Annotated in this window: 16 protein-coding genes; 6 read left to right on the top strand and 10 right to left on the bottom strand. The window is 63.0% G+C overall.

The window, feature by feature from the left end:
* Position 1: 1 nt before the first annotated feature.
* The 6 genes from KJB29_RS01890 to KJB29_RS01865 all read right to left on the bottom strand — a co-directional run bounded on the left by KJB29_RS01890 (position 2) and on the right by KJB29_RS01865 (position 5,471).
* On the bottom strand, positions 2 to 928 hold the full coding sequence (locus KJB29_RS01890; protein ID WP_215733118.1) for an ABC transporter ATP-binding protein: 927 nt from the start codon (positions 926 to 928) through the stop codon (positions 2 to 4).
* Complete coding sequence (locus KJB29_RS01885) at positions 925 to 1,842, bottom strand: ABC transporter ATP-binding protein (RefSeq protein WP_215733117.1); 918 nt, start codon at positions 1,840 to 1,842, stop codon at positions 925 to 927. The genes KJB29_RS01890 and KJB29_RS01885 overlap by 4 nt, the downstream gene beginning before the upstream one ends.
* Positions 1,839 to 2,846, bottom strand: coding sequence for an HlyD family secretion protein (locus KJB29_RS01880; RefSeq protein ID WP_215733116.1), 1,008 nt, complete (start codon positions 2,844 to 2,846; stop codon positions 1,839 to 1,841). The genes KJB29_RS01885 and KJB29_RS01880 overlap by 4 nt, the downstream gene beginning before the upstream one ends.
* Entirely contained in the window at positions 2,843 to 4,168 is a 1,326-nt protein-coding gene (locus KJB29_RS01875; RefSeq protein WP_215733115.1) for a TolC family protein, read from the bottom strand. Before KJB29_RS01875 ends, KJB29_RS01880 begins: the two co-directional genes overlap by 4 nt.
* 11 nt (positions 4,169 to 4,179) lie before the next feature.
* A complete protein-coding gene (locus KJB29_RS01870) occupies positions 4,180 to 4,806 on the bottom strand; it encodes a TetR/AcrR family transcriptional regulator (protein WP_215733114.1) in 627 nt (208 codons plus the stop codon).
* 62 nt (positions 4,807 to 4,868) lie between these two features.
* Positions 4,869 to 5,471 (bottom strand): TetR/AcrR family transcriptional regulator, encoded by a 603-nt coding sequence (locus KJB29_RS01865; RefSeq protein ID WP_004513917.1) that lies wholly within the window; start codon positions 5,469 to 5,471, stop codon positions 4,869 to 4,871.
* A 278-nt stretch (positions 5,472 to 5,749) separates the two neighbouring features.
* On the opposite strand from KJB29_RS01865, the gene treZ reads away from it, so the two are divergent.
* The 5 genes from treZ to KJB29_RS01840 all read left to right on the top strand — a co-directional run bounded on the left by treZ (position 5,750) and on the right by KJB29_RS01840 (position 16,402).
* Complete coding sequence (gene treZ, locus KJB29_RS01860; RefSeq protein ID WP_215733113.1) at positions 5,750 to 7,588, top strand: malto-oligosyltrehalose trehalohydrolase; 1,839 nt, start codon at positions 5,750 to 5,752, stop codon at positions 7,586 to 7,588.
* 27 nt (positions 7,589 to 7,615) lie between these two features.
* The gene (locus KJB29_RS01855) at positions 7,616 to 10,600 is read left to right on the top strand and encodes a malto-oligosyltrehalose synthase (protein WP_215733112.1); all 2,985 of its coding nucleotides are present in this window, start codon (positions 7,616 to 7,618) and stop codon (positions 10,598 to 10,600) included.
* A gap of 26 nt (positions 10,601 to 10,626) precedes the next feature.
* On the top strand, positions 10,627 to 13,965 hold the full coding sequence (gene treS / locus KJB29_RS01850; RefSeq protein ID WP_215733111.1) for a maltose alpha-D-glucosyltransferase: 3,339 nt from the start codon (positions 10,627 to 10,629) through the stop codon (positions 13,963 to 13,965).
* A gap of 79 nt (positions 13,966 to 14,044) precedes the next feature.
* Complete coding sequence (locus KJB29_RS01845) at positions 14,045 to 15,886, top strand: chloride channel protein (protein ID WP_215733110.1); 1,842 nt, start codon at positions 14,045 to 14,047, stop codon at positions 15,884 to 15,886.
* Between the two features lie 42 nt (positions 15,887 to 15,928).
* Positions 15,929 to 16,402 (top strand): pirin-like C-terminal cupin domain-containing protein, encoded by a 474-nt coding sequence (locus KJB29_RS01840; protein ID WP_246560112.1) that lies wholly within the window; start codon positions 15,929 to 15,931, stop codon positions 16,400 to 16,402.
* A 646-nt stretch (positions 16,403 to 17,048) separates the two neighbouring features.
* Here the strand turns inward: KJB29_RS01840 and KJB29_RS01835 are convergent.
* The 4 genes from KJB29_RS01835 to KJB29_RS01820 form a co-directional block, all read right to left on the bottom strand.
* Positions 17,049 to 17,336, bottom strand: coding sequence for a sll1863 family stress response protein (locus KJB29_RS01835; RefSeq protein ID WP_215733109.1), 288 nt, complete (start codon positions 17,334 to 17,336; stop codon positions 17,049 to 17,051).
* A gap of 117 nt (positions 17,337 to 17,453) precedes the next feature.
* Positions 17,454 to 17,993, bottom strand: a complete 540-nt coding sequence (locus KJB29_RS01830) for a mechanosensitive ion channel family protein (protein WP_343213530.1) — start codon at positions 17,991 to 17,993, stop codon at positions 17,454 to 17,456.
* 192 nt (positions 17,994 to 18,185) lie between these two features.
* Positions 18,186 to 18,977, bottom strand: a complete 792-nt coding sequence (otsB, locus tag KJB29_RS01825) for a trehalose-phosphatase (protein ID WP_215733108.1) — start codon at positions 18,975 to 18,977, stop codon at positions 18,186 to 18,188.
* A gap of 14 nt (positions 18,978 to 18,991) precedes the next feature.
* Complete coding sequence (locus KJB29_RS01820) at positions 18,992 to 21,232, bottom strand: alpha,alpha-trehalose-phosphate synthase (UDP-forming) (protein WP_215733107.1); 2,241 nt, start codon at positions 21,230 to 21,232, stop codon at positions 18,992 to 18,994.
* Between the two features lie 691 nt (positions 21,233 to 21,923).
* On the opposite strand from KJB29_RS01820, the gene KJB29_RS01815 reads away from it, so the two are divergent.
* The gene (locus KJB29_RS01815; protein WP_246560110.1) at positions 21,924 to 24,674 is read left to right on the top strand and encodes an HAD-IC family P-type ATPase; all 2,751 of its coding nucleotides are present in this window, start codon (positions 21,924 to 21,926) and stop codon (positions 24,672 to 24,674) included.
* Positions 24,675 to 24,679 lie beyond the last annotated feature (5 nt).

Here is a 24,679-nt window from a genome sequence, read left to right as displayed (position 1 = left end):
TTCACGACGTCTCGATCAACGTCACGAACACATCCTCCAGCGACGGGACGATCTTCTCGATCCGCGCGGCCCCGATCCCTCCCCCGGCAAGGGCCTCCCTGATCCGCGGGATATCGTCGGCCGAGTTTTCCACGGTGGCATGGAGGACACTGCCGAAGATGGCCGCTTCGATGCCGTGACTGTCGAGGAGTTCCAGCGCCTCCACCACCCCCTCCACCTCGATCTCCAGGACATCCCGGGCCATGTGCCGCTCCTTCAGGGTGCCGGGCATTCCCTCGGCAATGATCCGTCCCCGGTAGATGAGGGCGAGCCGGTCGCAGTACTCCGCCTCGTCCATATAGTGGGTGGTGACGAAGATGGTCTTCCCCTCCCTTGCCATGTCGTAGATGAGCCGCCAGAAGTTGCGCCGGGAGATGGGGTCGACCCCGGAGGTCGGCTCGTCGAGAAAGATGATGGGGGGCTCGTGGAGGATGGCGCAGCCCAACGCCAGCCGCTGCTTGAACCCGCCGGAGAGGGTCCGCGTGAGGGCGCCCCGCTTGTCGGCGATCCCCGCCATCTTCAGGACCCACTCCTTCCGCTCCCGCTTCTTCTCCCTCGGCACCCGGTAGATCCCGCTGAAAAAGTTGATGTTCTCCTCAACGGTGAGGTCGTCGTAGAGGGAGAACTTCTGGGACATGTAGCCGATGGTCTTCTTGATCTCCTCCGCTTCCCCCATGATGTCGAAGCCCCCCACCATCCCCTTGCCGGCCGTTGGAGTGAGGAGGCCGCAGAGCATCTTGATGGTGGTGGACTTTCCGGCGCCGTTGGGGCCGAGAAAGCCGAAGATCTCCCCCTTGCGGACCGTGAGGCTGATGTGATCCACGGCGGTAAAATCGCCGAAGACCCGGGTCAGCCCCTCGAACTCCACTGCCGTACCGTTTCCGTTCATTTCCCCTCCACCATGGCGATGAAGACATCCTCCAGGGATGGGAGGATCGGCCGGTGCCCCTTCACCTCGATTCCCTCCCCCTTCAGCCTCCCGGCCACCAGCTCCTCGATCCCGCTCCGCTCCAGGGAGACGTGGAGCTTGTTGCCGTAGATGCTCACGCTCCGCACCCCGTCGGTTCCCCGCACGATCTCCTCCGCCAGCCTTGCCTCGCCGGTCCAGAGCTCCACCATCGGGAAGCCGAGGGAACCCTTGATCCGCGCCGGGGTGTCGTCGACCAGGATTCTCCCCCGGTGCATGAGGCCGACTCTCGTGCAGCGCTCCGCCTCGTCCAGGTAGGCGGTGGAGACGAAGATGGTGATCCCCTCCTTCAGGAGATCGTAGAGGATTCGCCAGAAGTCCCGCCGGGAGACCGGATCGACCCCGTTGGTTGGCTCATCGAGAAAGAGGATCTCCGGGGTATGGATGAGGGCGCAGGCAAGCCCCAGCTTCTGCTTCATGCCGCCGGAGAGTTTTCCCGCCAGCCGGTCCCTGAAGGGGGTGAGGTTGGAGAAGCCGAGAAGCCGCTCGAAGCGCGGCGGCCGCTCCCGTTTCGGCACCTCGTAGAGGTCGGCGTAGAAGGTGATGTTTTCCATGACGGTCAGCTCTTCGTAGAGGCCGAATCTCTGGGACATGTAGCCGATCCGCTCCTTGATCCGCTCTCCTTCTGTCCGGACCGAATGCCCGGCCACCCATGCCTCGCCGGACGAAGGCTCCATGATGGCGGTCAGAAGGCGCATGGTGGTGGTCTTGCCGGCGCCGTCCGGACCCACCAGGCCGAACAGTTCCCCTTTGCCGATCTCCAGGGTCAGGCCGTCCACGGCGGTCAGCGGGCCGAAGCCCTTGGTGAGGTTGTCGGTGCGGATGACCGGGTTCATTTCCTGGTCCCCGATTCCCGGTCCCCGGTCACGATCCTGACATCGGCCGGCATGCCGGGCTTCAGCTCCTGGTTCGGGTTGTCCACGCTCACCTTGACCCCGAAGACGAGCTTCACCCGTTCCTCCTGAGTCTGCACGTTCTTGGGAGTGAATTCCGCCTCGGAGGAGATGTAGGTCACCACCCCCGCGAACTTCCTGCCGGGATAGGTGTCGACCGTCACCTCGGCCTTCTGGCCGAGCTTCACGAGCCCCAACTTGTCCTCCTTCACATAGATCTTCACCCAGGGGTGCTCCAGTTCCCCCACAGTGAAGATGGGGGTCCCGGCGGTAACGGTTTCACCCGCTTCCACGTTTTTCCGCAGGACCACCCCCTTTACCGGCGTTTTCAGCTCCATGTCCGCCAGCTGCTCCCGGTAGACCCCGAGCTGTGCCCCGGCCTGCCGCACCTGGGCCTCCGTCGCCCTGATCGTCTCCAGGCGCGGCCCTTCCTTTACCAGGCTCTCGTTCTGCACGGCATGATCATGCTGGGCCTTTGCCACCTCGAAGGAACGCTTGGCGACGTCCCGCTGCTGGGCGGCGATGGCGCCGTTTCTGAAGAGGGTCTCGGCCCGTTCGAGGTCCTTTACAGCCTTTTCCAGATCAGCCGATGCCGATGCGACCATGGCCCGAGCGCTCCTTTTTTCCTGGGGGCGGGAGCCGTGCTGCAGTTCCAGGAGCCGGGCGCTGCTGGCGTCGATGACGGCCCGCTGCGCTTCCATCTGGCGCAGGAGTTCCGAGCGGTCAAGCACCGCCACGGCCTCCCCCGCTGCCACCTTCCTCCCCTCGTCGGTCAGGAGCCTCTCCACCCTCCCGGGAACCTTGAAGCCGAGATCCACCTCGGTCACCTCCACGTTTCCGGAGCTTAGCAGGATACCGGTATCGTCCTTTTTCCGATTCAGCAGGAAGAAAGCGGCAACACCCGCAATGACGACCACAAGTATTAGAAGTATCAGTTTCCTTTTCATCGTGAGGCCACCTCCCCGTATGCGTTGCTCCCCAAGGCCTTGTCCAGGGCCGCCTTCGCCGCCGCCAAGTCGTAGGAGGCCTGATGCCGGTCGGTCGTTGCCCGCAGGAGCGCCGTCTGGGCGTCGATCACGTCCCTCGTCGTCCCGACCCCGGTTTCATACTTCAACTGCTCTACCCGCAGGTTCTCTTCCGCCGAGGAGATCGCCTCCCGCGCCACGGCAAGCCTCTTCTCCGCGTCGGCGACGGCAAGATACGCCTCCCTCACCTCCCGGACGATCGAAAGCCGCACGGCACGGAGCTCTTCGCCGGTCCGCTCCAGCTCCACCATCCCCTTTTTGATCTCCGCTCTGGTTATCCCGCCGTCAAAGAGGGGGTAGGAGAGCCGAAGACCGATGTTCCAGTTCTCCTTGAACGACAAGGAATCCCCCGCCCTTTCCCCGTACTCCCCCGCCACATCCACGGATGGAAGGCGTTTCCCCCTGGCGAGGTCGAGCCGTGCCTGGAAAAGTTCCGTCCGCGCCTTTACCTTCAGGTAGTCGGGACGCTGCCGCAGGGCGACCTCGACCGCTTTTTCTTCAGGCGGATACCCCTTTTCAGGGAAAGGCTCTTCGGCCACGGTGAATCGCGGGTAGCTTTCGTCCACCCCCATGAGGGAGCGCAGCAGCGCATAGGCGGCAGCGCCGGCGTTTTGCGTCGCCAGGACCTGCTGACGGCCATGGGCGAGCTCCACGTCGGTCTTCATGAGGTCCACCCGCGCCGCGCTCCCGGCCTTGACAAACTGCTCGGTGACTCGCCGGTGCTCTTCGAGTTGCCGCACATTCTGCTCGTGGGCCTTGAGGAGCTCCTCCAGCTCCAGGATCTTGCAGTAGACGCTCGTGACGTTGAAGACCAGCTCCTGTCTCCCCTGATGAAGGGCCCGCTCCGCAATCAGCCGGTTGATCTCCGCAATCTCCACGTTTTTCACCAGGCGTCCCCCCCGGTAGATGGGAAGCTTCAGGGTCAGCGACGCATCGTAGATGTCTTTGTCGAAGGGGGGGAATCCTCCGCCATTCTGCGGGGCCCCGGAGATAGGGGTGATGGGAGCGGCATAGCGGTAGCGCGTGATGCCTGCCTCCAGATCGAGCCTTGGCCACCTCCCCCCCTTGGCGGCGTCGACGGTGTGTTTTGCCGCCTCGATATCCTTGCCCAAGACCGAAAGCTTCGGCTCGTTCTCCAGGGCGAAATCAATCACCCGGGAAAGGGTGAAGGCCGGCACGCCAGCCTCTGCAAAGACTCCATGCGGCAGAAGAACCATCCCCATCAAGATCACTAACCTTTTCATGCCCGTCTCCGTTATGAAGGTTGAGTCCGCAAAATCCCCGAAGTCAGATATTCCTCGTAATTGCGCCAGAGCTTCATCCCTTCATTGACCAGGGAAAAGGAATAACCGTTCAGCGACCATTTGAGGGTCATTGCCAGCACCATTCCTATCAGCATCGAGGCGGCGGCCGCCGGATCAACAACATGCCCGATGGCGCCAGTCTTTTTTCCGTGCTGAATGAGCGCCTCTAATTCGGTTGAATACGTGTCGACAACCTCTGACACCTTTTCCCGCAACCCTTCCCCGGCCATGAAGATGCCCCCGGAGAAGACAAGCCGCACAATTCCCATATTTGCCTTGATGTAGTCGAGGTGCAGGATGAAAAACCTTTTCAGGCTGACAACGACAGAAGGATCACTGTCGTAAATGTAATCGAGATTTTTCATGAGTTCTGCGCCGATCCTCCCGACTGTTTCACTGAGGATTTCATCCTCGTTAGTGAAATGACGGTGGAGGGTGGCCTCCGTTATGCCGATTTCCCCTGCAATGGCGGTCGGCGTCAGGGTTTTAACCCCATTCTGGGCAATAATGCCGAGTGCGGCGTCCAGAATCTGTTCCCGCTTTATTCCCCCATGGTGTTTTGTTGCACTTTTGGTCATAACCCGCCTCCCTGCAAGTTAGCGCTCACTAGTGAGCGAGTTGGAAGATCTTGCCTGCAATCTCACACCTTGCAGACGAGCGACTTCACAAAGGTTTCCCAGAGCCTTTCCCCCTCATCGCTCAGTTTCGAGGAAAACTTGTTCATTACCCACCGCAGGGCGGTAAAATTGACCGTGCCGATGAACATGGTGGCCAGAGCGTTCGGGTCCATTTCCCTGTTCAATGCCCCCGCTTCCTGTCCCTGTTCGATAACGGCGCTGATCCCCCTGAAATAGTGCATGAGATTTCCCCTGACTTTTTCCCGGAGGGTCTCGTTCAGCACCAGAACCTCCTCGGTGAAGATGGTGCGGGGAATGCCCACATGCTCTTCGATGTACGAGAGGTGCCGCTTGAAGATTTCCTCAAGTCTGCGCAGTGGTTCGGCGATATCCGCAGCGGCATCGAGAATCGATGCGAGATCGTTTCCGATCTTGTCGATCACTGACCCGAGGATCTCTTCCTTCCCCTTGAAGTGCCGGTAAAGGTTTCCTTCGGAGATGCCGCTCGCAGAGGCGATCTCCGCTGTTGTTGCGCCGCTTATTCCTTTCGTTCCGATAATCCTGAGGGCCGCCTCGGTAATCTGCTGTCGCCTTACTTCCGTGGGCTCTTTTTTTCGTGGTTTCATGGTCGGTCTCTTTGCAAGTGAGCGGTTACTTGCATGACAGTATTGCAGGCTCCCTCCCGGTTTGAGTTTGATCTAAGTCAAAAAGGGCTATTTCTCTGGCAAAGACCGTCCCTAGCTCCATCTCGGCCGAACCCTTTGCATCCATGCCGTTGCCTGTTAGTCTTTCAGAGATGATTGCAGCAGGCGGGGGCCACGGAGTCGGCCCTCTTACCCTGCCGGAAAACGGCCGCGCACCGGCGCAGCCATAACCCGGCTGACGGCACAGGGAAGGTGTGAACATGGGAGAGTGGCATCTGGACATGGGGGCGACCCCCCTTGCCGGGGGAGTTCGCTTCAGGGTATGGGCTCCTTTGGCCGAGTCCGTGGCGGTCATCCGCTGCGGGGAAGAGGCATCGTACCCCCTCTCCCGGGCCGGCGAATACTTCCAGGGGACCATCGCCGGCATGGCCTCGGGAGACCGTTACTGGTACCTGCTGGACGGCACTCTCCGGCGTCCCGACCCCGCGTCACGGAGCCAGCCCGACGGGGTCCACGGTCCATCCCAAGTGGTGGCTCCGGTCTCCTTCTGCTGGACCGATGGCCAGTGGCGGGGGCTGAAGCTTGAAGAACTGATCACCTACGAGCTCCACGTGGGGACCTTCACCCCCGTGGGTACCTTCACGGCGGCAATCAGTCGCCTCGATTACCTGGTGGAACTGGGGGTGACCGCGGTGGAGCTCATGCCGGTGGCGGAGTTTCCCGGCAACCGCAACTGGGGGTATGACGGGGTTTTCCCCTTTGCCCCGCACCACGCCTACGGAGGAGCGAAGGGGCTCAAGGCCCTGGTGGACGCCTGCCACCGGCGAGGGCTCGCCGTGATCCTCGACGTGGTCTACAACCATCTCGGCCCCGAGGGGAACTATCTCCACCCCTTTGCCCCCTACTTCACCGACCGCTACCGCACGCCGTGGGGAGATGCCGTCAACTTCGACGGACCCGACAGCAACGGGGTGCGCCACTACGTGATCGCCAACGCCCTCCACTGGGTAAGCGAGTACCACGTGGACGGCCTGCGCCTCGACGCCATCCACGGCATCTACGACTTCAGCGCCCGCCACATCCTTCTTGACATCAGCCAGGCGGTCGATTCCCTGGCCCGACAGCTGGGGAGGAAGGTCCACGTCATCGCCGAGAGCGACCTGAACGACGTGCGGACCATCACGCCGCCGGAATGGGGGGGACACGGCTGCCACGCCCAGTGGTGCGACGATTTCCACCACGGGCTCATGACGTACCTCACTAAGGAACGTCAGGGGTATTACGCGGATTTCGGCCTCTTCGGCCACCTGGAGAAGGCTTTCCGGGAAGGGTTCGTTTACTCCGGCCACTACTCCCGCCACCGCCGGCGCCGCCACGGCAGCCCGTCGGCGGCCCGTCCACCCCGGCAGCTGGTGGTCTTCTCCCAGAACCACGACCAGGTGGGAAACCGGCCACGGGGGGACCGCCCCTCGCTCCGCCTCTCCTTGGAGCAGCTCAAGCTGGCCGCCGGCGCGGTCATCCTCTCCCCCTACCTCCCCCTTCTCTTCATGGGGGAGGAGTACGGCGAAACCGCACCCTTTCCCTACTTCACGAGCCACGGCGACCCGGACCTGGCGGAGGCGGTGCGGCAGGGGCGCCGGGAAGAGTTCGCCTCCTTCGGCTGGGAGGCCGAGGTGCCTGACCCCCAGGCCGAAGAGACCTTCCTCGCCGCCAGAATCGACCCGGAGCGCCGTCACCAGGGGTGGCACCGCTCCCTGTACGCCTTTTACCGGGAAGTGATCCGGCTCCGCCGGGAGCTTCCGCACCTGCGCCGCCCCGAGCGGGAGGAGGTGGCGGTGGCCGGGCTGGAAGCGGACCGGGTCATCGCCCTCCACTATCGCCATGGCGGGAGAGAACTCATCACCCTCTTCGCCCTGGGGAAAACTCCCCGCAGCGTCCGGCTCCCCTTCAGACACGGCGAATGCCGCAAGCTCCTCGATTCGGCCGGGAAGAGCTGGGGCGGTCCGGGGGGCATCGCGCCGGAACGGATCGGCGCTGACGGCGATGGCGCAGGCCTCACCCTCGCGCCCTTCAGCGTCACGCTCTACGGCACAGGGTAAGAGCCACGGCACCCCACGGAGTCACCCATGAACCAGACGAACCTTGCCAAGGCACGGATACCGACGGCAACCTACCGCCTCCAGTTCAACGAAGGGTTCCGCTTCCAGGATGCGGAGCGGATCGTTCCCTACCTGAGCGCCCTGGGGGTGAGCGACGTCTATGCCTCCCCCTTCTTCAAGGCCCGGGCCGGGAGCATGCACGGCTACGACATCGTCGACCATAACCGCCTGAACCCGGAACTCGGCACCCGGGAGGATTTCGACTCCTACTGCGACTGCCTCGGGCGCCACGGCATGGGGCAGGTACTCGACTTCGTCCCGAACCACATGTGCGTCGAGGGGGGAGGCAACGAGCGGTGGCTCGACCTGCTGGAAAACGGCCCCAGCTCACCCCACGCGGCCTTTTTCGATGTGGACTGGTCGCCGGTCAAGAAAGAACTGGCCGACAAGGTGCTCATTCCGGTTCTCGGCGACCAGTACGGAACGGCTCTGGAAAAGGGGGAACTGGCCCTCTCCTTCGAAGAAGGGGCATTCTTCATCAGCTACTACGAGCACCGGTTCCCCATCATCCCCAAGACCTACTGCCCCCTCCTCACCCACCGGCTCCAGGAACTGGAGCGGCTCCTCCCCCCTGATCACGAGGCGTACCAGGAGCTTCTGAGCATCGTCACCGCCATCTCTCACCTCCCCTTCTACACGGAGCGCGATCCGGACCTGATCCGGGAGCGCTATCGGGAAAAGGAGGTGATCAAGCTGCGGCTCGCGGCCCTCTGCCGCGATTACTGGCCCGTCAAGACGTTCATCGATGAGAATGTCCGGATCTTCAATGGCGAGAAGGGAAATCCCCGCAGCTTCGACCTGCTGGACGGAATCCTGCGCCAGCAGGTCTACCGCCTCGCCCACTGGCGAACCGCCACCGACGAGATCAACTACCGCCGCTTTTTCGACATCAACGCCCTCGGTGCCATCCGGATGGAGACCCCCCGGGTCTTCGAGGAGACCCATCGGCTGGTGCTGGAACTGGTGCGGGAAGGGAAGGTGACGGGGCTGCGGATCGACCACGCCGACGGGCTCTACAACCCCACTGACTATTTTCGGCGGCTCCAGCGGAGCTGCTTCCTGGAGACTCGCCTGGCAGGCCTCGGGAACAGGAGCAGGGCCAGGGAAGAGGAAGAACCCGCGGGAACTCTCGCCGAGGGGATCCTTCAGCTCTACGACGAGATGCTGGAGGTTTCGCCCCGGATCAAGCCCTTTTACATCATCGGCGAAAAAATTCTCATGAAGAACGAGCGGCTCCCCGAGGACTGGCCGGTCCACGGCACCACGGGGTACGAATTCGCCAACGCCGCGACCGGCCTCCTGGTGGATACCCGCAACGGCCGCCGGCTCGACACCATCTACGCGCGGTTCATCCACGAAAAGCCCGATTTCCCCGAGATCGCCTACCAGAAGAAGAAGCAGGTCATGAAGTTCTCCATGGGGGGCGAAATCAACACCCTGGGGCACTACCTCAACAAGCTTTCGGAGACCAACCGCCACACCCGCGATTTCACCCTCGGGAGCCTCACCAAGGCCCTGGTAGAGGTGATCGCCCATTTCCCCGTCTACCGGACCTACACGGCAACCCGCAAGGTGGCCGACCGGGACCGCCAGTACATCGAATATGCCGTGGCCAGGGCCAAGCGGCGCAATCCGGCCATGAGCGAATCGATCTTCACCTTCATCGAGGATGTGCTCCTGCTCCGCTTCCATGACAGCACCAGCGGGGATGAGCAGGAGCAGTGGCTCGACTTTGTCATGAGGGTCCAGCAGCTCACCGGACCGGTCATGGCCAAGGGGCTGGAGGATGCCGCCTTCTACGTCTACAACCGGCTCGTCGCCCTCAACGAGGTGGGAGGAACCCCCGAGCGCTTCGGCATCACCATCGAGGCCTTCCACGGCCAGAACATCGAGCGGGCCAGGAGCATCCCGACGGCGCTGCTTACCACCTCCACCCACGACACCAAGCGGAGCGAGGATGTCCGCGCCCGGATCTGCGTCCTCTCGGAGGACCCTGGAGCGTGGCACGACTGCCTCATGCGCTGGAGTCGGATGAACCGCCCCCACAAGGCGACCGTCCAGGGGATCAAGGTGCCGAGCCGCAACGAGGAGTGCCTCCTCTACCAGACCATCGTCGGCGCCTGGCCGGCAGAGGATTTCACGGGGAATGAACGGGACGTTTTCGTGGGACGGATCAGGGAGTACATGCTCAAGGCCATGCGGGAGGCCAAGGTGAACACGAGTTGGATCAACCCGGATTCGGTCTACGAAGAGGCGGCGCTCCACTTCGTTGACACCATCCTCCAGGACGTCACCGCCAACAACTTCCTTGCCGACCTGCGGCGGACCCTTCCCCCCCTCATCCGCTGCGGGATGCTGAACTCCCTCTCCCAGACCCTGCTCAAGGTGGCCTCGCCCGGCGTCCCCGACTTCTACCAGGGAAACGAGCTCTGGGACTTCAGCCTCGTGGACCCGGACAACCGCCGGCCGGTGGATTTCGCGAAGCGGATCGCCATGCTCGATGGATTGCGGACTGCGGAGGAGGAGCGGGGCCCCCGTGCCTTGACGCGGGAGCTCCTCGAAACCATGGCCGACGGCCGGGTGAAGCTATTCCTCATCGGGAAGGCCCTCTCCCATCGCCGTGCGCACCGCTCCCTCTTCGAGCTCGGCACATACCTTCCGCTTGAGGTTCAGGGCGAACAGAGCGACAACGTCTGCGCCTTCGCGCGCTGCCACGACGGCGCGATGGCCATTGCCGTGGTTCCGCGCTTCTTCACCCGGCTGGGGGTTCCCCCCCTGGGTGCCGCGGTCTGGGAGGATACGCGGCTCGTCATCCCTGCCGCGGGGAGCGGCCGCGCCTGCCGCAACATCTTCACCGGCGAGCGAGTCGCGATGTCGCAGCAGGAGGGAATGGCGACCCTCCCCCTTTCCGCCGTGCTCTCGGATTTTCCCGTGGCCCTGCTGGAAGCATGAAGGGATGAGTGACAAGGAGGTACCCCATGGCACGCAGAGAACCGTTGCGGAGCGGCAATCCCCTCTGGTACCGGGACGCCATTATCTACCAGCTCCACGTCAAGGCCTTCGCCGACTCGGACGGCGACGGCATGGGGGACTTCCGGGGCCTCATGGGGAAGCTCGACTATCTCCAATCCCTGGGGATCACCGCCATCTGGATCCTCCCCTTCTACCCTTCGCCGCTACGGGATGACGGGTACGACATCGCCGACTATTACAGCGTGAACCCCAGCTACAACACCCTGCGGGAATTCCGGGAGTTCCTCCGGGCGGCACACGCCCGCCGCATCCGGGTCATCACTGAGCTGGTCCTCAACCACACCTCGGACCAGCACCCCTGGTTCCAGCGGGCCCGCCGGGCCAAACCGGGATCGGCCCACCGCGACTACTACGTCTGGAGTGACAACCCCGACCGCTACCAAGGAACCCGGATCATCTTCCAGGACTTCGAAACCTCCAACTGGAGCTGGGATCCGGTGGCCAAGGCCTACTACTGGCACCGGTTCTACTCCCACCAGCCCGATCTCAACTACGACAACCCCAAGGTCCAGGCAGAGATGCTCCGGGTCATCGACTACTGGCTCGGGATGGGAGTGGACGGGGTGCGCCTCGACGCGGTCCCCTACCTCTTCGAGCGCGAGGGGACCAACTGCGAGAACCTCCCCGAAACCCACGTATTCCTGAAGAAGCTCCGAGCCCACGTGGACGCCTCGTTTCCCAACCGGATGCTCCTCGGCGAGGCCAACCAGTGGCCCGAAGACGCCATCGCCTACTTCGGCGAGGGGGACGAGTGCAACATGCTCTTCCACTTCCCCCTCATGCCCCGTATGTACATGGCCATCGAGATGGAGGACCGCTTCCCCGTGATCGACATCATCGACCAGACCCCCTCCATCCCCGAGGGGTGCCAGTGGGCCATTTTCCTCCGCAACCACGACGAGCTGACCCTGGAGATGGTCACCGACGAAGAGCGGGACTACATGTACCGCATCTACGCCGCCGACCCGAAGGCCCGGATCAACCTGGGGATCCGGCGGCGCCTCGCTCCGCTCATGGAGCGGGACCGGCGGAAGATCGAGCTGATGAACGCCCTTCTCTTCTCGCTCCCCGGCACCCCCATCATCTACTACGGCGACGAGATCGGCATGGGGGACAACTACTACCTGGGGGATCGCAACGGCGTCCGCACCCCCATGCAGTGGAGCCCCGACCGCAACGCCGGCTTCTCCGGCGCCAACCCCCAGCGGCTCTACCTGCCGGTCATCATCGACCCCGAATACCACTACGAGGCGGTAAACGTGGAGATCCAGGAGCGCAACCCCACGTCGCTCTTATGGTGGATGCGCCGCACCATCGCCGTGCGCCGCCGCCACCGGGCCTTCAGCAGCGGCACCCTGGAGCTGCTCTATCCGGCCAATCACCGGGTCCTCGCCTTTCTCCGGCGCCACGAAGACGAGGTGATCCTCGTGGTGGGAAACCTCTCCCGCTTCGCCCAGGCCGTGAGCCTCGACCTGAAGGAGTTCGCCGGCATATCGCCAGCAGACCTCTTCAGCCGGAACCGGTTTCCGGTCATCCGCGAAATCCCCTACCCCCTCACCCTGGGCCCCCACGACCATTTCTGGTTCATCCTGAGCCGTGCAGAGTCGCCACGCCTGCCAGAGGGAGAACTGCCGCGGATCAGCCTCCCGGGAGGACTCCCCTGGTGGGAGGCCCTCCAGCATACCGGAGGGGACACCCGCCTGGAACGGGCGACCACCGACTACCTGAACCGAAGCGGCTGGTTCCGGGGGAAAGCCCGGGCAATCATCGGCTATGCCCTGCGCGACACTGTGCTGCTGCGGACATCAGACCAGGTCTTTCCCCTCTTCTTCCTGGAGGTCCGTTACCAGAACGGCGCGCCGGAAACCTACCTGATCCCCGTTGCGTTTCTCCGGGGCGCCGGGGCGAAACGGGTCGATGCCGAATCGCCGCAGGCGGCCATTGCGGCCCTCTCTGTGGGGGACGAGGAGGGGATTCTCTGCGACGCGGTCTACGACCGGGAGTTCCGCGACGCGCTCCTCGCCCTGGCCCTTGGCCGGCACCGGCTTCACGGCAAACGGGAGAGCCTCCTTGTACCGCTCCACAGGGGAGGAGGCAGCATCGAACGGATGGAGGGAACGGCACATTTCATTTCCGAACTCGTCCCGGGAGAAGAGACGAGCAGCGTCATCCTCTATGGTGATCGGCACGTTTTCAAACTGTACCGCACGGTGGAACCGGGGGTAAATTCGGAGGTGGAGCTGGTCCGGTTTCTTACGGAAAAGTCCCGCTACCCCAACATTGTCCCCTTCCAGGGGAGCCTCGAGTTGCGCCATCCCGGCGCCGAACCATGCACCATTGGCCTTGTGCAGGGATATGTGAATAACCAGGGGAACGGCTGGCGGCTCGCGCTCCACCTCCTCGGCCAGTACTTCGAGCGGATTCTCTCCCGCCGGGGCGAGCTCCCTCCGCCACCGAAGCGGTTCTCGAGCCTCCTGGACGGCAGCGCATGCACCGTTCCGGAACTGGTCGCGAATCTCATTGGCGGCTTCTATCTGGAAATGGCGGGACTTCTCGGGCGTAGAACCGCCGAACTCCACCTGGCCCTTGCCGCGGGGGGAAACGATCCGGCCTGGAAACCGGAGGCGTATTCAACCATTTACCAGCGCTCCGTGTACCAGTCCATGCGCAACCAGGCACGGCGCACCCTTCAGCTCCTGTCCCAGAACCGCAATCTTCTGCCGATCGACGACCGTGAACCGGCTGACCGGGTCCTGGGGGCCGAAAAGGAGATTCTCTCCTGGCTGGCCCAAATCGTCGGCCGGCGGATAGGGACGATGAAGATCCGCATCCACGGCAATTTTCACCTGGGGAAAGCGCTCTTCACCGGCAAGGATTTCGTAATCCTCGACTTCGAGGGGGAGCCGGACCGGACCCTCAGCGAGCGCCGCATCAAGCGCTCTCCCCTGAGGGACGTGGCATCAATGATCCGCTCCTTCCACGCTGCCACGCTGACTGCCCTCGCACGGCATGGGAACGGCCGTTCCGGAGACGTCCAGCTTCTGGAGCCGTGGGCGGATGCCTGCTATTACCACGTGAGCTGCCGCTACCTCGCGGGGTACCTCGAACGGATGGGGAACAGTCCCCTCGTTCCGGCAGACCGGAACGACCTGGCGACCCTCCTCCGCTCGTTCCTGCTCGACAGGGCGCTCCGCGACCTCGGTTTCGCCCTGGGCAACCGCCCCGAAACGGCCTCGTCCCCCCTGAAGGGGATCGAGACGGTGCTGCGGGAATACGGGGAATAGTCCGCGCCGCCGCGTTAGAACAGCGCTGGGAAAATCAGTTGCGCAATTCCCGTGGCGTCAGTATAAAATCTGCGTGCCCATGAAACAACAACCCCCTCGACGAGCTCCGCTCTGGCCCACGCCATTGGTCCTGATCCACGACCTCCACCTGCTTCGCCGGTTCGTTCGGCTACGGCGGAGTGTCCTGGCCCTCCTCTCCCGTCTGCGGATCAGCGAGAGCACCCTCATGGCAGTCCTGGCCGTGGGGATAGGGCTCCTGGCGGGACTCTGCAACTACGCCTTCCGTTCGTGCATCGATTTTTTCCGCTGGCTCATCATCGACAACGGTGCCCGACTGACCGGCTATTCCCCCGACACCTGGGACGCAAGCCGGCTCTGGGCGTTGGCCTTTCCCGTCATCGGCGCGACCATCATGCTCCCCCTCTTCATCTGGTACCGAGAGGACATGGCCTTCGGCTTCCCCCGTTTCCTCGAGAGGGTCAACCTGAGGGGGGGACGACTTCCCCTGCGGCTCATGTTCACCAGGGGGATTTCATCGGCCCTCACCATCGGCTCCGGCGGCTCGGCCGGCCAGGAAGGCCCCATCGCCCAGATCGGCGGCACGGCCGGCTCCGTGGTGGGCCATCTGCTCGGCATGCCGGAGGAACGGCTCAAGATCCTGATCGGCTGCGGAGTTTCCGGCGGCGTGGCAGCCACCTTCAACGCCCCCCTCGCCGGCGTCTTTTTTGCCCACGAGATCGTCCTTCTCTCCAGCTTCGAGCTTTCCTCTTTCACGAGCATCGTCATCTCATCCGGCATGGCCACGGTCGTCTCCCGGGCCATGTACGGCGACATCCCCGCCTTTGACGTACCGGCCTACCAGCTCGTCCACCCCCTGGAACTGGCCTTGTATGCCCTCCTTGGAATCGTGTGCGGCTGTCTCGCGGCCCTCTTCATAACCGGCTATGGAAAAACCAGGGCGTTTTTCGAGCAACTCCGGGTGAATCCCCTCTGGAAGCCGCTACTCGGGGGATTTCTCGCCGGCTGTGTCGGGGTCCTCCTTCCCCAGGTCCAGGGAAACGGTTACGGATTCATTGAAAAGGCCGTCGGCAACGACGTGGGATGGCTCCTTGTCACGCTCCTCATCGTCGGGAAGATGGCCGCCACCTGTGTCACGATCGGCTCGGGGCTGCCGGGGGGAACCTTCGCCCCGTCGCTTTTCATAGGGTCAGTGACCGGCATGAGTTTCGGTTTCCTGGCAAACCTCCTCTTTCCGCTCCATACCGCAACGCCGGGGGCCTATGCCCTGGTGGGAATGGGGGCGTTCCTCGCCTCGGTCACCCATGCGCCCATGACCGGCATCTTCCTCCTGTTTGAGATGACCGGCTCCTACAAGGTTATCATTCCGATCATGCTCGCCTGCTCTATCGGCACCGCCGTGGCCCGCCACTTCCGCAAGGACGGCATCGACACTGCCGACCTGGCAGCCCGGGGGATCGACCTGAGAGCGGGGCGCGAGGAGACGGTATTGGAGAAGATCCAGGTGAGGGGAGTCATGATGCACGACGCGGAGGTTCTCCCCGAATCGATGACCATCCGTGAGTTTCTGGAACGCGCCCATACCCCTCGCCAGCACTCATTTCCCCTGGTAGACGCCGGCGGCGGCCTGACAGGCGTCGTCACGATCCATGACTTCCTGGGCGTCGCCTTCGAACCGGACATCCTGGATACGGTTCCCCTCGGGGAAATGGCAACCGCCGACGTCATCACCGTGATGGGCGACGAAAGCCTCGCTGCTGCGCTCAGGAAGATGGACCTCACCCCCATCGAAGAACTGCCGGTTGTCGATTCCGGCAATGGAAAGGTTATCGGGATTCTGTCGCGACGGGAAGTCATTGCCGCCTACAACCGGGCGATCGTGGAACGGACGTTCCGGGCGTGAGCCCCCTTCCGCCATAGCTCTCGGCATCACTTTCCCGACCTCATGCTCAAGGGGGATGTCCGGGCAAAGGTCATCTGTGGCGAGATCAACGGCGTCCGGGGATCGGTCGGGGACGTGGTCATCGATCCCTCGTACCTGGACGTCACGGTGCCGCCGGAAACGACCTTTACCCTCCCCATCAGGCGCGGGCACGAGATTTTCGCCTACGTGGCCGATGAAGAGGGATACTTCGACCCGGAGCGCAACGCCTATGCCCATGAAGTGGTGGGAGTCAACTACTTCGACATGAAGCGGGACTGCGCCTGCGGCCCGGAAAACCTCATTCTCTACGGGGATGGCGACGAGGTGGAGATTACCGCCCAGGAGAAGCCGGTCCGTTTTCTTCTGGTCTCGGGCCGGCCCATCGGCGAACCAATCGCCTGGTACGGTCCCATCGTCATGAATATCCAGGAGGAACTCCGGATTGCCTTCGAGGAATACGAAAAGGGGACATTTATCAAGCGCGGGCAGGGATGATTGTTATGGTACGTCCTTCAGGCGGTCAGCCCTGCGCCATCAACTAGGAATACTGTGACACCCCAATATGGTGTGGTAAAAAATTCTATTGAAGGACTGAGCAGATAATTGCGGCATGGGAATCTTGTTATTGACATCCCAAATCCGGTGTGATACAAGAATCTTCGCTTTATGCTACAAGGTTATCGGGACGTAAATTCAGGCATTTACAACATGTGCTTGTAGTCAAAACCCAGCAAAAAGCACCGCAGGGTTAACAACCTGCGGAAACAACTCATTCCCCAGTAGCTCAGTCGGTAGAGCGAGTGAGCTTAGAGATAATGACGAAAGCCCATGGATACAGCATCCTTGGGCTTTTTTGTGTTTGTGCCTTTGCAAGGAAATTCGAAGCGAAAAGCTCCATTGCGGTAGAAATATAATGATAACAGTCGGCTTAGACTTGTAGGATGTGTTTGTCCCCAGTTAGCTTGTAGCTTGTTTCTATCTTATCTAGTTCCGGGTACATTCCGAGGTCTCCTGCCGAAAGGGGTCCGACCCGCCCATGCGTCAACGGGGCGTCGTGATGCCACGATCGCCCCGCCGTGTTCCTCTTGTCGCAACTACCCTGATGTTGGGGCTTCGGAGGTGAGTCCCCCGACGCCCGGGCTCACTTGAACCGGGACTTGACCGAATCGAGGGCCTCGCCAACCGCGGCCCAGGCCAGTTCGATGCCCGCCTTCAGGTCTTCCCAGGCACTCCCCCCGGACTTCTGCAGTTCCTCTAACTTCTGACGGGCCACCGCTTGCTTCGCCTTCAGCGCCTCAAGCTGCTCGGCGTAATCCTGCCTGAGTTCCACCTTCACTTCGCTCGCCTTTGCCGAAAGCTTGTCGATATCGGCGTTCCACTCCTCCAGCTTCACGTGCAACTTCTTGACGAACTCGTCTCTGGTGCTCATGATCCGTCTCCTTTCGGGGATGATATGCAGAGATATCCTCTCAAGGGCATAACCAGCATCGATACAATCAGTTTACCACGTCATGGGGCACAGTCATTGGCGCCCCGTCAAAAACCCTCACGATTCGGAATTACCGCCGGTCGGCTCCGCACCGGCTCTGTCCCGCAGAATACGGATATCGCGCCGGGGGAACGGGATCCCGATCCCGTGCTCGTTAAACGACGTGTAGATGGCGTAGTTGAGGTTGCTCTTCAAAAGCCCACGTCGGTGGATGAGGGTGGTGCTCCAGACCCGCAGCTCGAAGTTGAGGCCGCTGTCGCCGATATTAACCACGTCACTCTCCACGTTTCCCACCACGATCCGATCACCGACCTTGATGGGGCGCTCGAAGAGGATGATGATGCCGCTGACGAAGTTGCTGACGATGTTCTGGAGGCCGAAGCCGAGGCCGATGCCGACGGCGCCGGCCAGAACGTTGAGTGTGGTAAGATCAATGCCGGCGGTCTGGAGGATAACGACAAACCCGATGGCGATGACGGTGTAGCGGATGATGGAGCCGGTGGCCCGGCGGGCACCCACCCCCATCCGGGTGCGGGTGAGGAACTGCTCCAAGATCCAGGTCCGGAGCTTCCCCGACAGGTAGAAGAGGAGCGCCACCAGCACCACCAGCTGGATAATGGCCCGGTCACCGGACCCAGCTTCACGAGGGGAACATCGAGGAATTGCCTGATCTGAGCCATAGTGTCTCGGAGCGTTTCCATTGAGCCTCCTTGCTAAAACGGCCAGAACCGGGGGATTAAGATCGTGGCCAACACCCAGAAGAGGATGTTGAGCGGGTCCGGTTGAAGGTCATGGGCCGGTTGAGGAGAGATTCCCCCCGGCGGACGTTTCCAGAACCGCCATGATTTCATCGAGCAGGGCTCCGATCTCGCCCTGTTCACGGATGAAGAAGCGGGCGGCGCTTGCGGCCCTCATCCCCACCCGTATGCCGAAGATTCTGTCATCCCGGAGACGGAACACATCCTCGTCCGTCACGTCATCGCCCACGAAGATGGCGCGGCGACACCCCAGATACTCCATGATGCGAAGGAGCGCTTCCCCTTTGTGGAGGGCATCCCGCGGCACCAGATTCTCCACAAACTTGCCGGAGACCCGCCGGGGACTGGGTTCCAGCCGACTGACCGCCTCCAGGATCTCCCGGTGCGCCCGCTCCGGGTCCGGAGAGCCCCGGTAGTGAAGCGACAACGTTGCACCCTTGTCCTCAATGACGACACCGGCGCTGCCGTCGGCAAGCAGGAGAATTCCCAACTGCTCTCTCCAGCCGCGGCAGAAACAAACGAATTCCCGCTCCGACTCATCGCCACCGGGAAGCCCCTCAGCACCGTGGTTACCCATCAGGAAGCGGGGAACGAACCCCAGGTGCGCCAGGGCATCGGCACGGGAACGGCCGGTGATGATCGCGACGGGCGCCATCCGGTCCAGATGAATCAACCGCGTCCGGATTTCCGAAGGGATCACGATCCCGGCGGGATCGGCGACGATCGGCGCCAGGGTCCCGTCCAGGTCGAAGGCGAAGAGCGTCGTGCTCTCGATGAAAGCCCGGAGCTCCCTTCTCCCTGAATTGCTGAACAGGTAGGTCATCGTCCCCTCCCCGGTCACGACGTTTGCCCAATCCGGGCGGCCAGCTTTTCCCGCTGGCGGACCCGAGCGGCATCCAGAAGCATCCTCCCCGCCCAGCGGTAGACGTTGAAGTCCCGCACCAGGGCGCGCATGCTCCGCATCCGCTCCCGCTGCTCGTAATCGGGCATGGTCAGGGCCCGGTGGAGGGCCTCGGCGGTCTGCTCCACATGGTAGGGGTTGACAATCAGGGCCTCGTGCAGCTCGTGGGCCGCGCCGGTGAACTGGCTCAACACCAAGGCACCCCGCTCGTCGTCCCGGGCCGCCACGTACTCCTTGGCCACCAGGTTCATGCCGTCGTGGAGGCTGGTGACCATACAGACGTTGGCCGCCCGATAGTAGCGGTTCACCTCCTCGGGCTCGTGGTGCTCGGCCTTGAGGATGATGGCCGGGCGTCCGTCGCGGGTAAAGCGCCCGTTGATCCGGTCCGTTATGGCATGGACCCGCGCCTCAAAGCTCTGGTACTCCTCCAGGGCCGAGCGGGTCGGCGCGGCGATCTGGATGAAGCTGAAGCGCCCCACCAGTTCCGGGTGGAGCTCCAGCATCCGTTCCACCGCGGCGAACCGCTCCGGAATCCCCTTGGTGTAGTCCATCCGGTCCACCCCTACCCCCAGCAGATGGTTCTCGGGAAGCCCGTGGGCACGGAGTATCTCTTCCCTGATCCGGGCAACCGGCGGGAGGGTCCCCTGCCAGGCCGGCGGCCACTGGATGGAGATGGGATAGCTCTCCACCATGGTCAGCTGGCCGCGGCGGGAGATGGTGGACGATTCGTGCTCGATCCGGGTCTCCAGGTAGCGGTCCACCGTCTCCAGGAAGTTCTTGCAGTGGTACGGAGTGTGGAAGCCGAGGATGGTGCTCCCCAGCATCCCCTTCAGAAGCTCCTCCCGCCAGGGGCAGATGCCGAAGGACTCGGGGTTTGGCCAGGGGATATGCCAGAAGGTGATGATGGTGGCCTTGGGAAGGGCCTTGCGGATCATTCCCGGCAGGAGGGCAAAGTGGTAGTCCTGCACCAGCACCACCGGGTCGTCGCTGTCCGCCTCCGTGACTACGGCGTCGGCGAACCGCTGGTTGATCTTCACGTACTGCTCCCAGTCGCTGTTCCGGAACACGGGCCGCACGTGGGCGATGTGGCAGAGGGGCCAGAGCCCTTCGTTGGCAAAGCCGTAGTAGTACCCCTCTTCCTCCTCCTTGGTGAGCCAGATCCGCCGCAGGTTGTATTCCGGCTTGTGGGGCGGCACTCGGACCCGGTCATGGGTGTCCACCGTCTCGCGGTCGGCGGAGCCGCTGCCATGGGCAATCCAGGTGCCGGAACAGGCCCGCATGACCGGCTCCACGGCGGTGACCAGACCGCTGGCGGGACGGTTGACCTCGATGGTATCGCCTTTTTTGATATGGATATAGGGCTCACGGTTGGAAACGACCAGAATCCGTTCTCCCACCAGCTGCTTGTGGAGCAGCGTTCGCAGGGATTCGGGGCACCAGGTTATGGTGGCGTCGTCGGCAAAACGGCGCTCCGCATCCAGGGTCCGCAGCAGCGCCCGCAGATCCCCCACCAAGGGCTGGAGTTCGGAAGGGGGGGCCTGCTGGCTGAAGGGCCGGAGGATTCCCTCTCCCCGCAGCATCGCCCTCACCCCCTCCATCCAGCCGCGCCAGCTCAGATGGGCGACAAACACGGTAATCAAGGAAACCACGATACCGAGGACCCCAAAGAGGATGATGACATACTTGCGGGTATCGGCGCTGCGGCGTTCCACAAAACTCATGTCGTGGACCATGATCAGGGAACCGCTCGCCGCCCCCTCCCCCCCCATGGCATGGATGGAGACATGAACCGCCCCCTGGGGGAGATACAGAAGCGAGCTCTCCCCCTTCTCCATGGCGGTGACCGAGGAGCAGCTGAGGGATTCGGGGAAGGTGGGCGTGCGATAGCGCAGGGTTCCGCCGGCGTCACAGTAACCCAGGGCCAGCAGCCGTTCATCCTGGATGGCCCGGAGCAGGAGCGAGTTGATCTTTGCCCGGTTTCCCTGCTCCAGGAGCTGGACCAGGGGCTCGTGCAGGGTGCTTGCGATCAGCTGGGAGCGGATATCGATGTCACGGACGAACCAGCGGAGGGTGAGCTTATCCACCAGCGGCACCACCGCGTAGGCCAGGATGGCCAGGGCGACCACAAGGGGAATGACAAAGCGCAGCGACAGGCGCAGGGACCGAAAGGAAACCATGGCGAACTCCTGAGAAGGTGCTGTCCCAGCATCTGCTGAAGCGGATGGCGGCAGTGAGGGGACCGAAGATACAGAACGGAACCGGGCAATCTCCCCCGGGCATCAGCCTGGGCGCTTTCATGATCGCCGGACACTAGACGGGGCTTTGATCTAACATCTTGATTTTCCATATCATACCATATCACGGGGCTCTGCTCAAAATCACAGGCACGTTCAGGCGGAAAATTGAGGGGTTAGCAGACCTCTTCCCGTTCCATGAGTGCGACCAGAGTACTCAAGATTCAGGCTCCGTCTGGGTTAATGAGCGGCGGATCTCCTCCATCCGGCGCCGGTTCAGCGCTCCGCACGACTGCGGCAACTTTCCGCCCTACTCCGTTGCGTATGCGCGAGCAGCTGTTAGAATCCAGAGTGATCATAGGAGACGACCATGAACGCACGGGTATGGACCCTCTGCCTCCTCTGTTTCACCCTGCTGCCGTGGCCCCAGAGGGGACGCCGGGTTTCCGCGGGGTGCGGAGCTGATCCGGACCGAGGAGGGTGAAATGCTTGCCCACATCAAAACGCCGACACCCTGGTTGGCGCGGGCACCGGCAACGCGGTCACCCATGCCGCCTGGTTCAGGGTGGTGGAGGTGAGGCAGTTGATATAATTCATAAGAATCGGGGGTACCTGTTTGCAGCTTCATGCCAGCTTGAACGACAGATCGAGGAATACCGGCAGCGACCCTGTCGCGCTCCCCTGGCATGCCTCATCGGAGCAGGAGGTCATGGTCAGGCTGGAAACCGGTCCGGACGGCCTGGCTGCCGCCGAAGCGGCGGAGCGTCTGCGGCGCCACGGCCCCAACACCCTTGTCCGGAAAGGGAGCGATGGCCCTCTGCTCCTGTTATGCCGCCAAATCAACAACCCCATCGGCTGGCTCCTCATTGCCGCCGGGGCCCTGGCCCTCGCCCTCCAAAAACCCACTGACGCCGCGGTGGTCTTCGGCGCCGTGGGAATCAACGCCATCATCGGCTTCATCCAGGAATACCGGGCCGGCAAGGCCATAGAGGCCCTGTCGGCCATGATTCCGGAGGCGGCGACGGTCCTGCGGAAGGGGCGCTCCTTGGCGGTCCACGCCGACCTGCTGGTTCCCGGCGATCTGGTGACCCTCCAAAGCGGCGACAAGGTCCCGGCCGACCTGCGCCTCATCAGGGTAAAAAACCTCCTGGTGGAGGAAGCGGCCCTCACCGGCGAGTCCCTGCCGGTGGCAAAGCAGACCGGACCGGTAGCCCCCGACGCCCCCCTGGGGGACCGGGTCTCCATGGCCTACAGCGGCACCCTGGTGGTGCAGGGGACAGCCACGGGAGTGGTGGTGGCCACGGGGAATGTTACGGAGCTTGGGCGGATTAACGCACTCCTCAACCAGACCAGGCAACTGGAGACCCCTCTCACCCGGCAATTGGCGAAGGTCAGCAGCGGCATCACCATTGCCGTGGTGGTCGTTGTGGCGGTGCTGATCGCCTTCGGCATCTGGATCAAGGATGCGCCGGTGGGCGAAGCCCTCATGGTGGCCGTTTCCCTGGCCGTGGCCGCCATCCCCGAGGGACTGCCCGCGGTAATCACCATCTGCATGGCCATCGGCGTCCGGCGCATGGCCGACCGCCACGCCGTGGTCCGCCACCTCCCGGCAGTGGAGACTCTGGGCTCCACCTCGGTCATCTGCTCGGACAAAACCGGCACCCTGACCCGCAACGAAATGACGGTGCAGGTAGCATGGCTTGACGGCCATGAGTACCGGTTTTCCGGCATCGGTTATGTGCCGGTGGGCGACCTGGAACATGACGGCATCCGACTGACGGAAATTCCGTCCACACTGCTGGATCTCCTGACTATCTCAATCCTCTGCAACGATGCCGCACTCCACCAGGAAGGGGACGGCTGGACCATAGCCGGCGACCCGACAGAGGCGGCCCTGGTGGTTGCCGGCCGCAAAGCGGGGATGGAGGCCCACGAACTCCGCACCCGTCATGGACGCCTGGATGTCATCCCCTTCGAGTCGGATACCAAGTTCATGGCCACCCTGAACAGGATGGAGAGCCGTCACCACATCCTGCTGAAGGGGGCGCCGGAGACCGTTATCGAACGGTGCACCCTCGACGAACCGGAGCGGCGCCAAATTCATGAGGCCATGGAGACCTACGCCCGCCAGGGAATGCGGGTGATCGCCTGCGCACGCAAAGACGCCGGCCGGGCCGAGCAGATCTCCCTGGAGGACGTGGCAGGGGGGCTCACCTTTGCGGGACTCCTCTGCATGATCGATCCCCCCCGCACCGAGGCCATGGACGCAATTCGGGTCTGCCACGACGCCGGCATCACCGTAAAAATGATCACCGGCGACCATCCCGTGACGGCCGAAGCCATCGGCCGCCAACTGGGGCTCTTGCAGGAGAGGCAGGCCGCCATGGAGGGTCGCCGGCTGGATGGGCTCTCCGACGGGGAGCTCCAGGAGGCCGCACTTGCCACCAATGTCTTCGCCCGGGTGGCGCCGGAGCACAAGATCCGGCTGGTGGAGGCCCTCCAGTCCCGGGGGTACGTGGTGGCCATGACCGGCGACGGGGTCAACGACGCGCCGGCCCTCAAGCGGGCCGACATCGGCGTGGCCATGGGAATCACGGGGACGGCGGTCTCCAAGGAGGCGGCCAAGGTGGTGCTCATGGACGACAATTTCGCCTCCATCGCCGCGGCGGTGGAGGAAGGCCGCCGGGTGTACGACAACCTGATCAGGTCACTGGCCTTCGTGCTCCCCACCAACCTGGGGCTCGCCTGCACCTTGTCCCTGTCGATGTTCTTCTTCCCCACGGTGCGGGTCGAGGGGGTCAACGAGCTCCTCATGGCCATGTCCCCCAGCCAGACCCTCTGGATCAACCTGGTAGCGAGCGTTACCCTGTCGATCCCCCTTGCCTTCGAGGTTCTGGAGCCCAACGCCATGCGGCGCAAGCCCCGCTTCCCCGACGAACCGGCCTTTTCCGGCTTCATCGTGGCGCGGCTCATGGTCGTGGCGTTCATCATGGCCGCGGGGGCCTGCGCCCTGTTCCTCTGGGAGTATTTCCGAATCGCGGGTCCCGAACCGATCACCGCGGCCCAGCATGCCCTTGCCCTGGCCGAAGCCCAGACCATGTGCGTGACCAGCATCACCTTCACCCAGATCTTCTACCTGCTCAACTGCCGATCGCTCCGGGACTCACTCCTTACCCAGGGGGTCTTCAGCAATCCGGCCATCTTCATCGGCATCGGCATTCTGCTGCTGTTGCAGGCGTGTTTCATTTACCTGCCGCCGCTCCAGGCGATTTTTGGCTCGTCCCCCCTCGACAGCAGCGCCTGGCTCTATGCGATACTGGTGGGAGCCGTTGTGCTGCCGGTCATATCGCTGGGCAAATGGGTCAGAAGGCATCGTCACGGGTAAGGGAG

Source organism: Geobacter grbiciae, from assembly GCF_018531165.1.
GTDB lineage: Bacteria > Desulfobacterota > Desulfuromonadia > Geobacterales > Geobacteraceae > Geobacter > Geobacter metallireducens.
This window is presented reverse-complemented; position numbering and strand designations above follow the sequence as displayed.

Bases quoted from the DNA above. Each gene is read 5' to 3' on its own strand.
- KJB29_RS01890 (WP_215733118.1), bottom strand. From the start codon at position 928: ATGAACGGAAACGGTACGGCAGTGGAGTTCGAGGGGCTGACCCGGGTC.
- KJB29_RS01885 (WP_215733117.1), bottom strand. From the start codon at position 1,842: ATGAACCCGGTCATCCGCACCGACAACCTCACCAAGGGCTTCGGCCCG.
- KJB29_RS01880 (WP_215733116.1), bottom strand. From the start codon at position 2,846: ATGAAAAGGAAACTGATACTTCTAATACTTGTGGTCGTCATTGCGGGT.
- KJB29_RS01875 (WP_215733115.1), bottom strand. From the start codon at position 4,168: ATGAAAAGGTTAGTGATCTTGATGGGGATGGTTCTTCTGCCGCATGGA.
- KJB29_RS01870 (WP_215733114.1), bottom strand. From the start codon at position 4,806: ATGACCAAAAGTGCAACAAAACACCATGGGGGAATAAAGCGGGAACAG.
- KJB29_RS01865 (WP_004513917.1), bottom strand. From the start codon at position 5,471: ATGAAACCACGAAAAAAAGAGCCCACGGAAGTAAGGCGACAGCAGATT.
- treZ (WP_215733113.1), top strand. From the start codon at position 5,750: ATGGGAGAGTGGCATCTGGACATGGGGGCGACCCCCCTTGCCGGGGGA.
- KJB29_RS01855 (WP_215733112.1), top strand. From the start codon at position 7,616: ATGAACCAGACGAACCTTGCCAAGGCACGGATACCGACGGCAACCTAC.
- treS (WP_215733111.1), top strand. From the start codon at position 10,627: ATGGCACGCAGAGAACCGTTGCGGAGCGGCAATCCCCTCTGGTACCGG.
- KJB29_RS01845 (WP_215733110.1), top strand. From the start codon at position 14,045: ATGAAACAACAACCCCCTCGACGAGCTCCGCTCTGGCCCACGCCATTG.
- KJB29_RS01840 (WP_246560112.1), top strand. From the start codon at position 15,929: ATGCTCAAGGGGGATGTCCGGGCAAAGGTCATCTGTGGCGAGATCAAC.
- KJB29_RS01835 (WP_215733109.1), bottom strand. From the start codon at position 17,336: ATGAGCACCAGAGACGAGTTCGTCAAGAAGTTGCACGTGAAGCTGGAG.
- otsB (WP_215733108.1), bottom strand. From the start codon at position 18,977: ATGACCTACCTGTTCAGCAATTCAGGGAGAAGGGAGCTCCGGGCTTTC.
- KJB29_RS01820 (WP_215733107.1), bottom strand. From the start codon at position 21,232: ATGGTTTCCTTTCGGTCCCTGCGCCTGTCGCTGCGCTTTGTCATTCCC.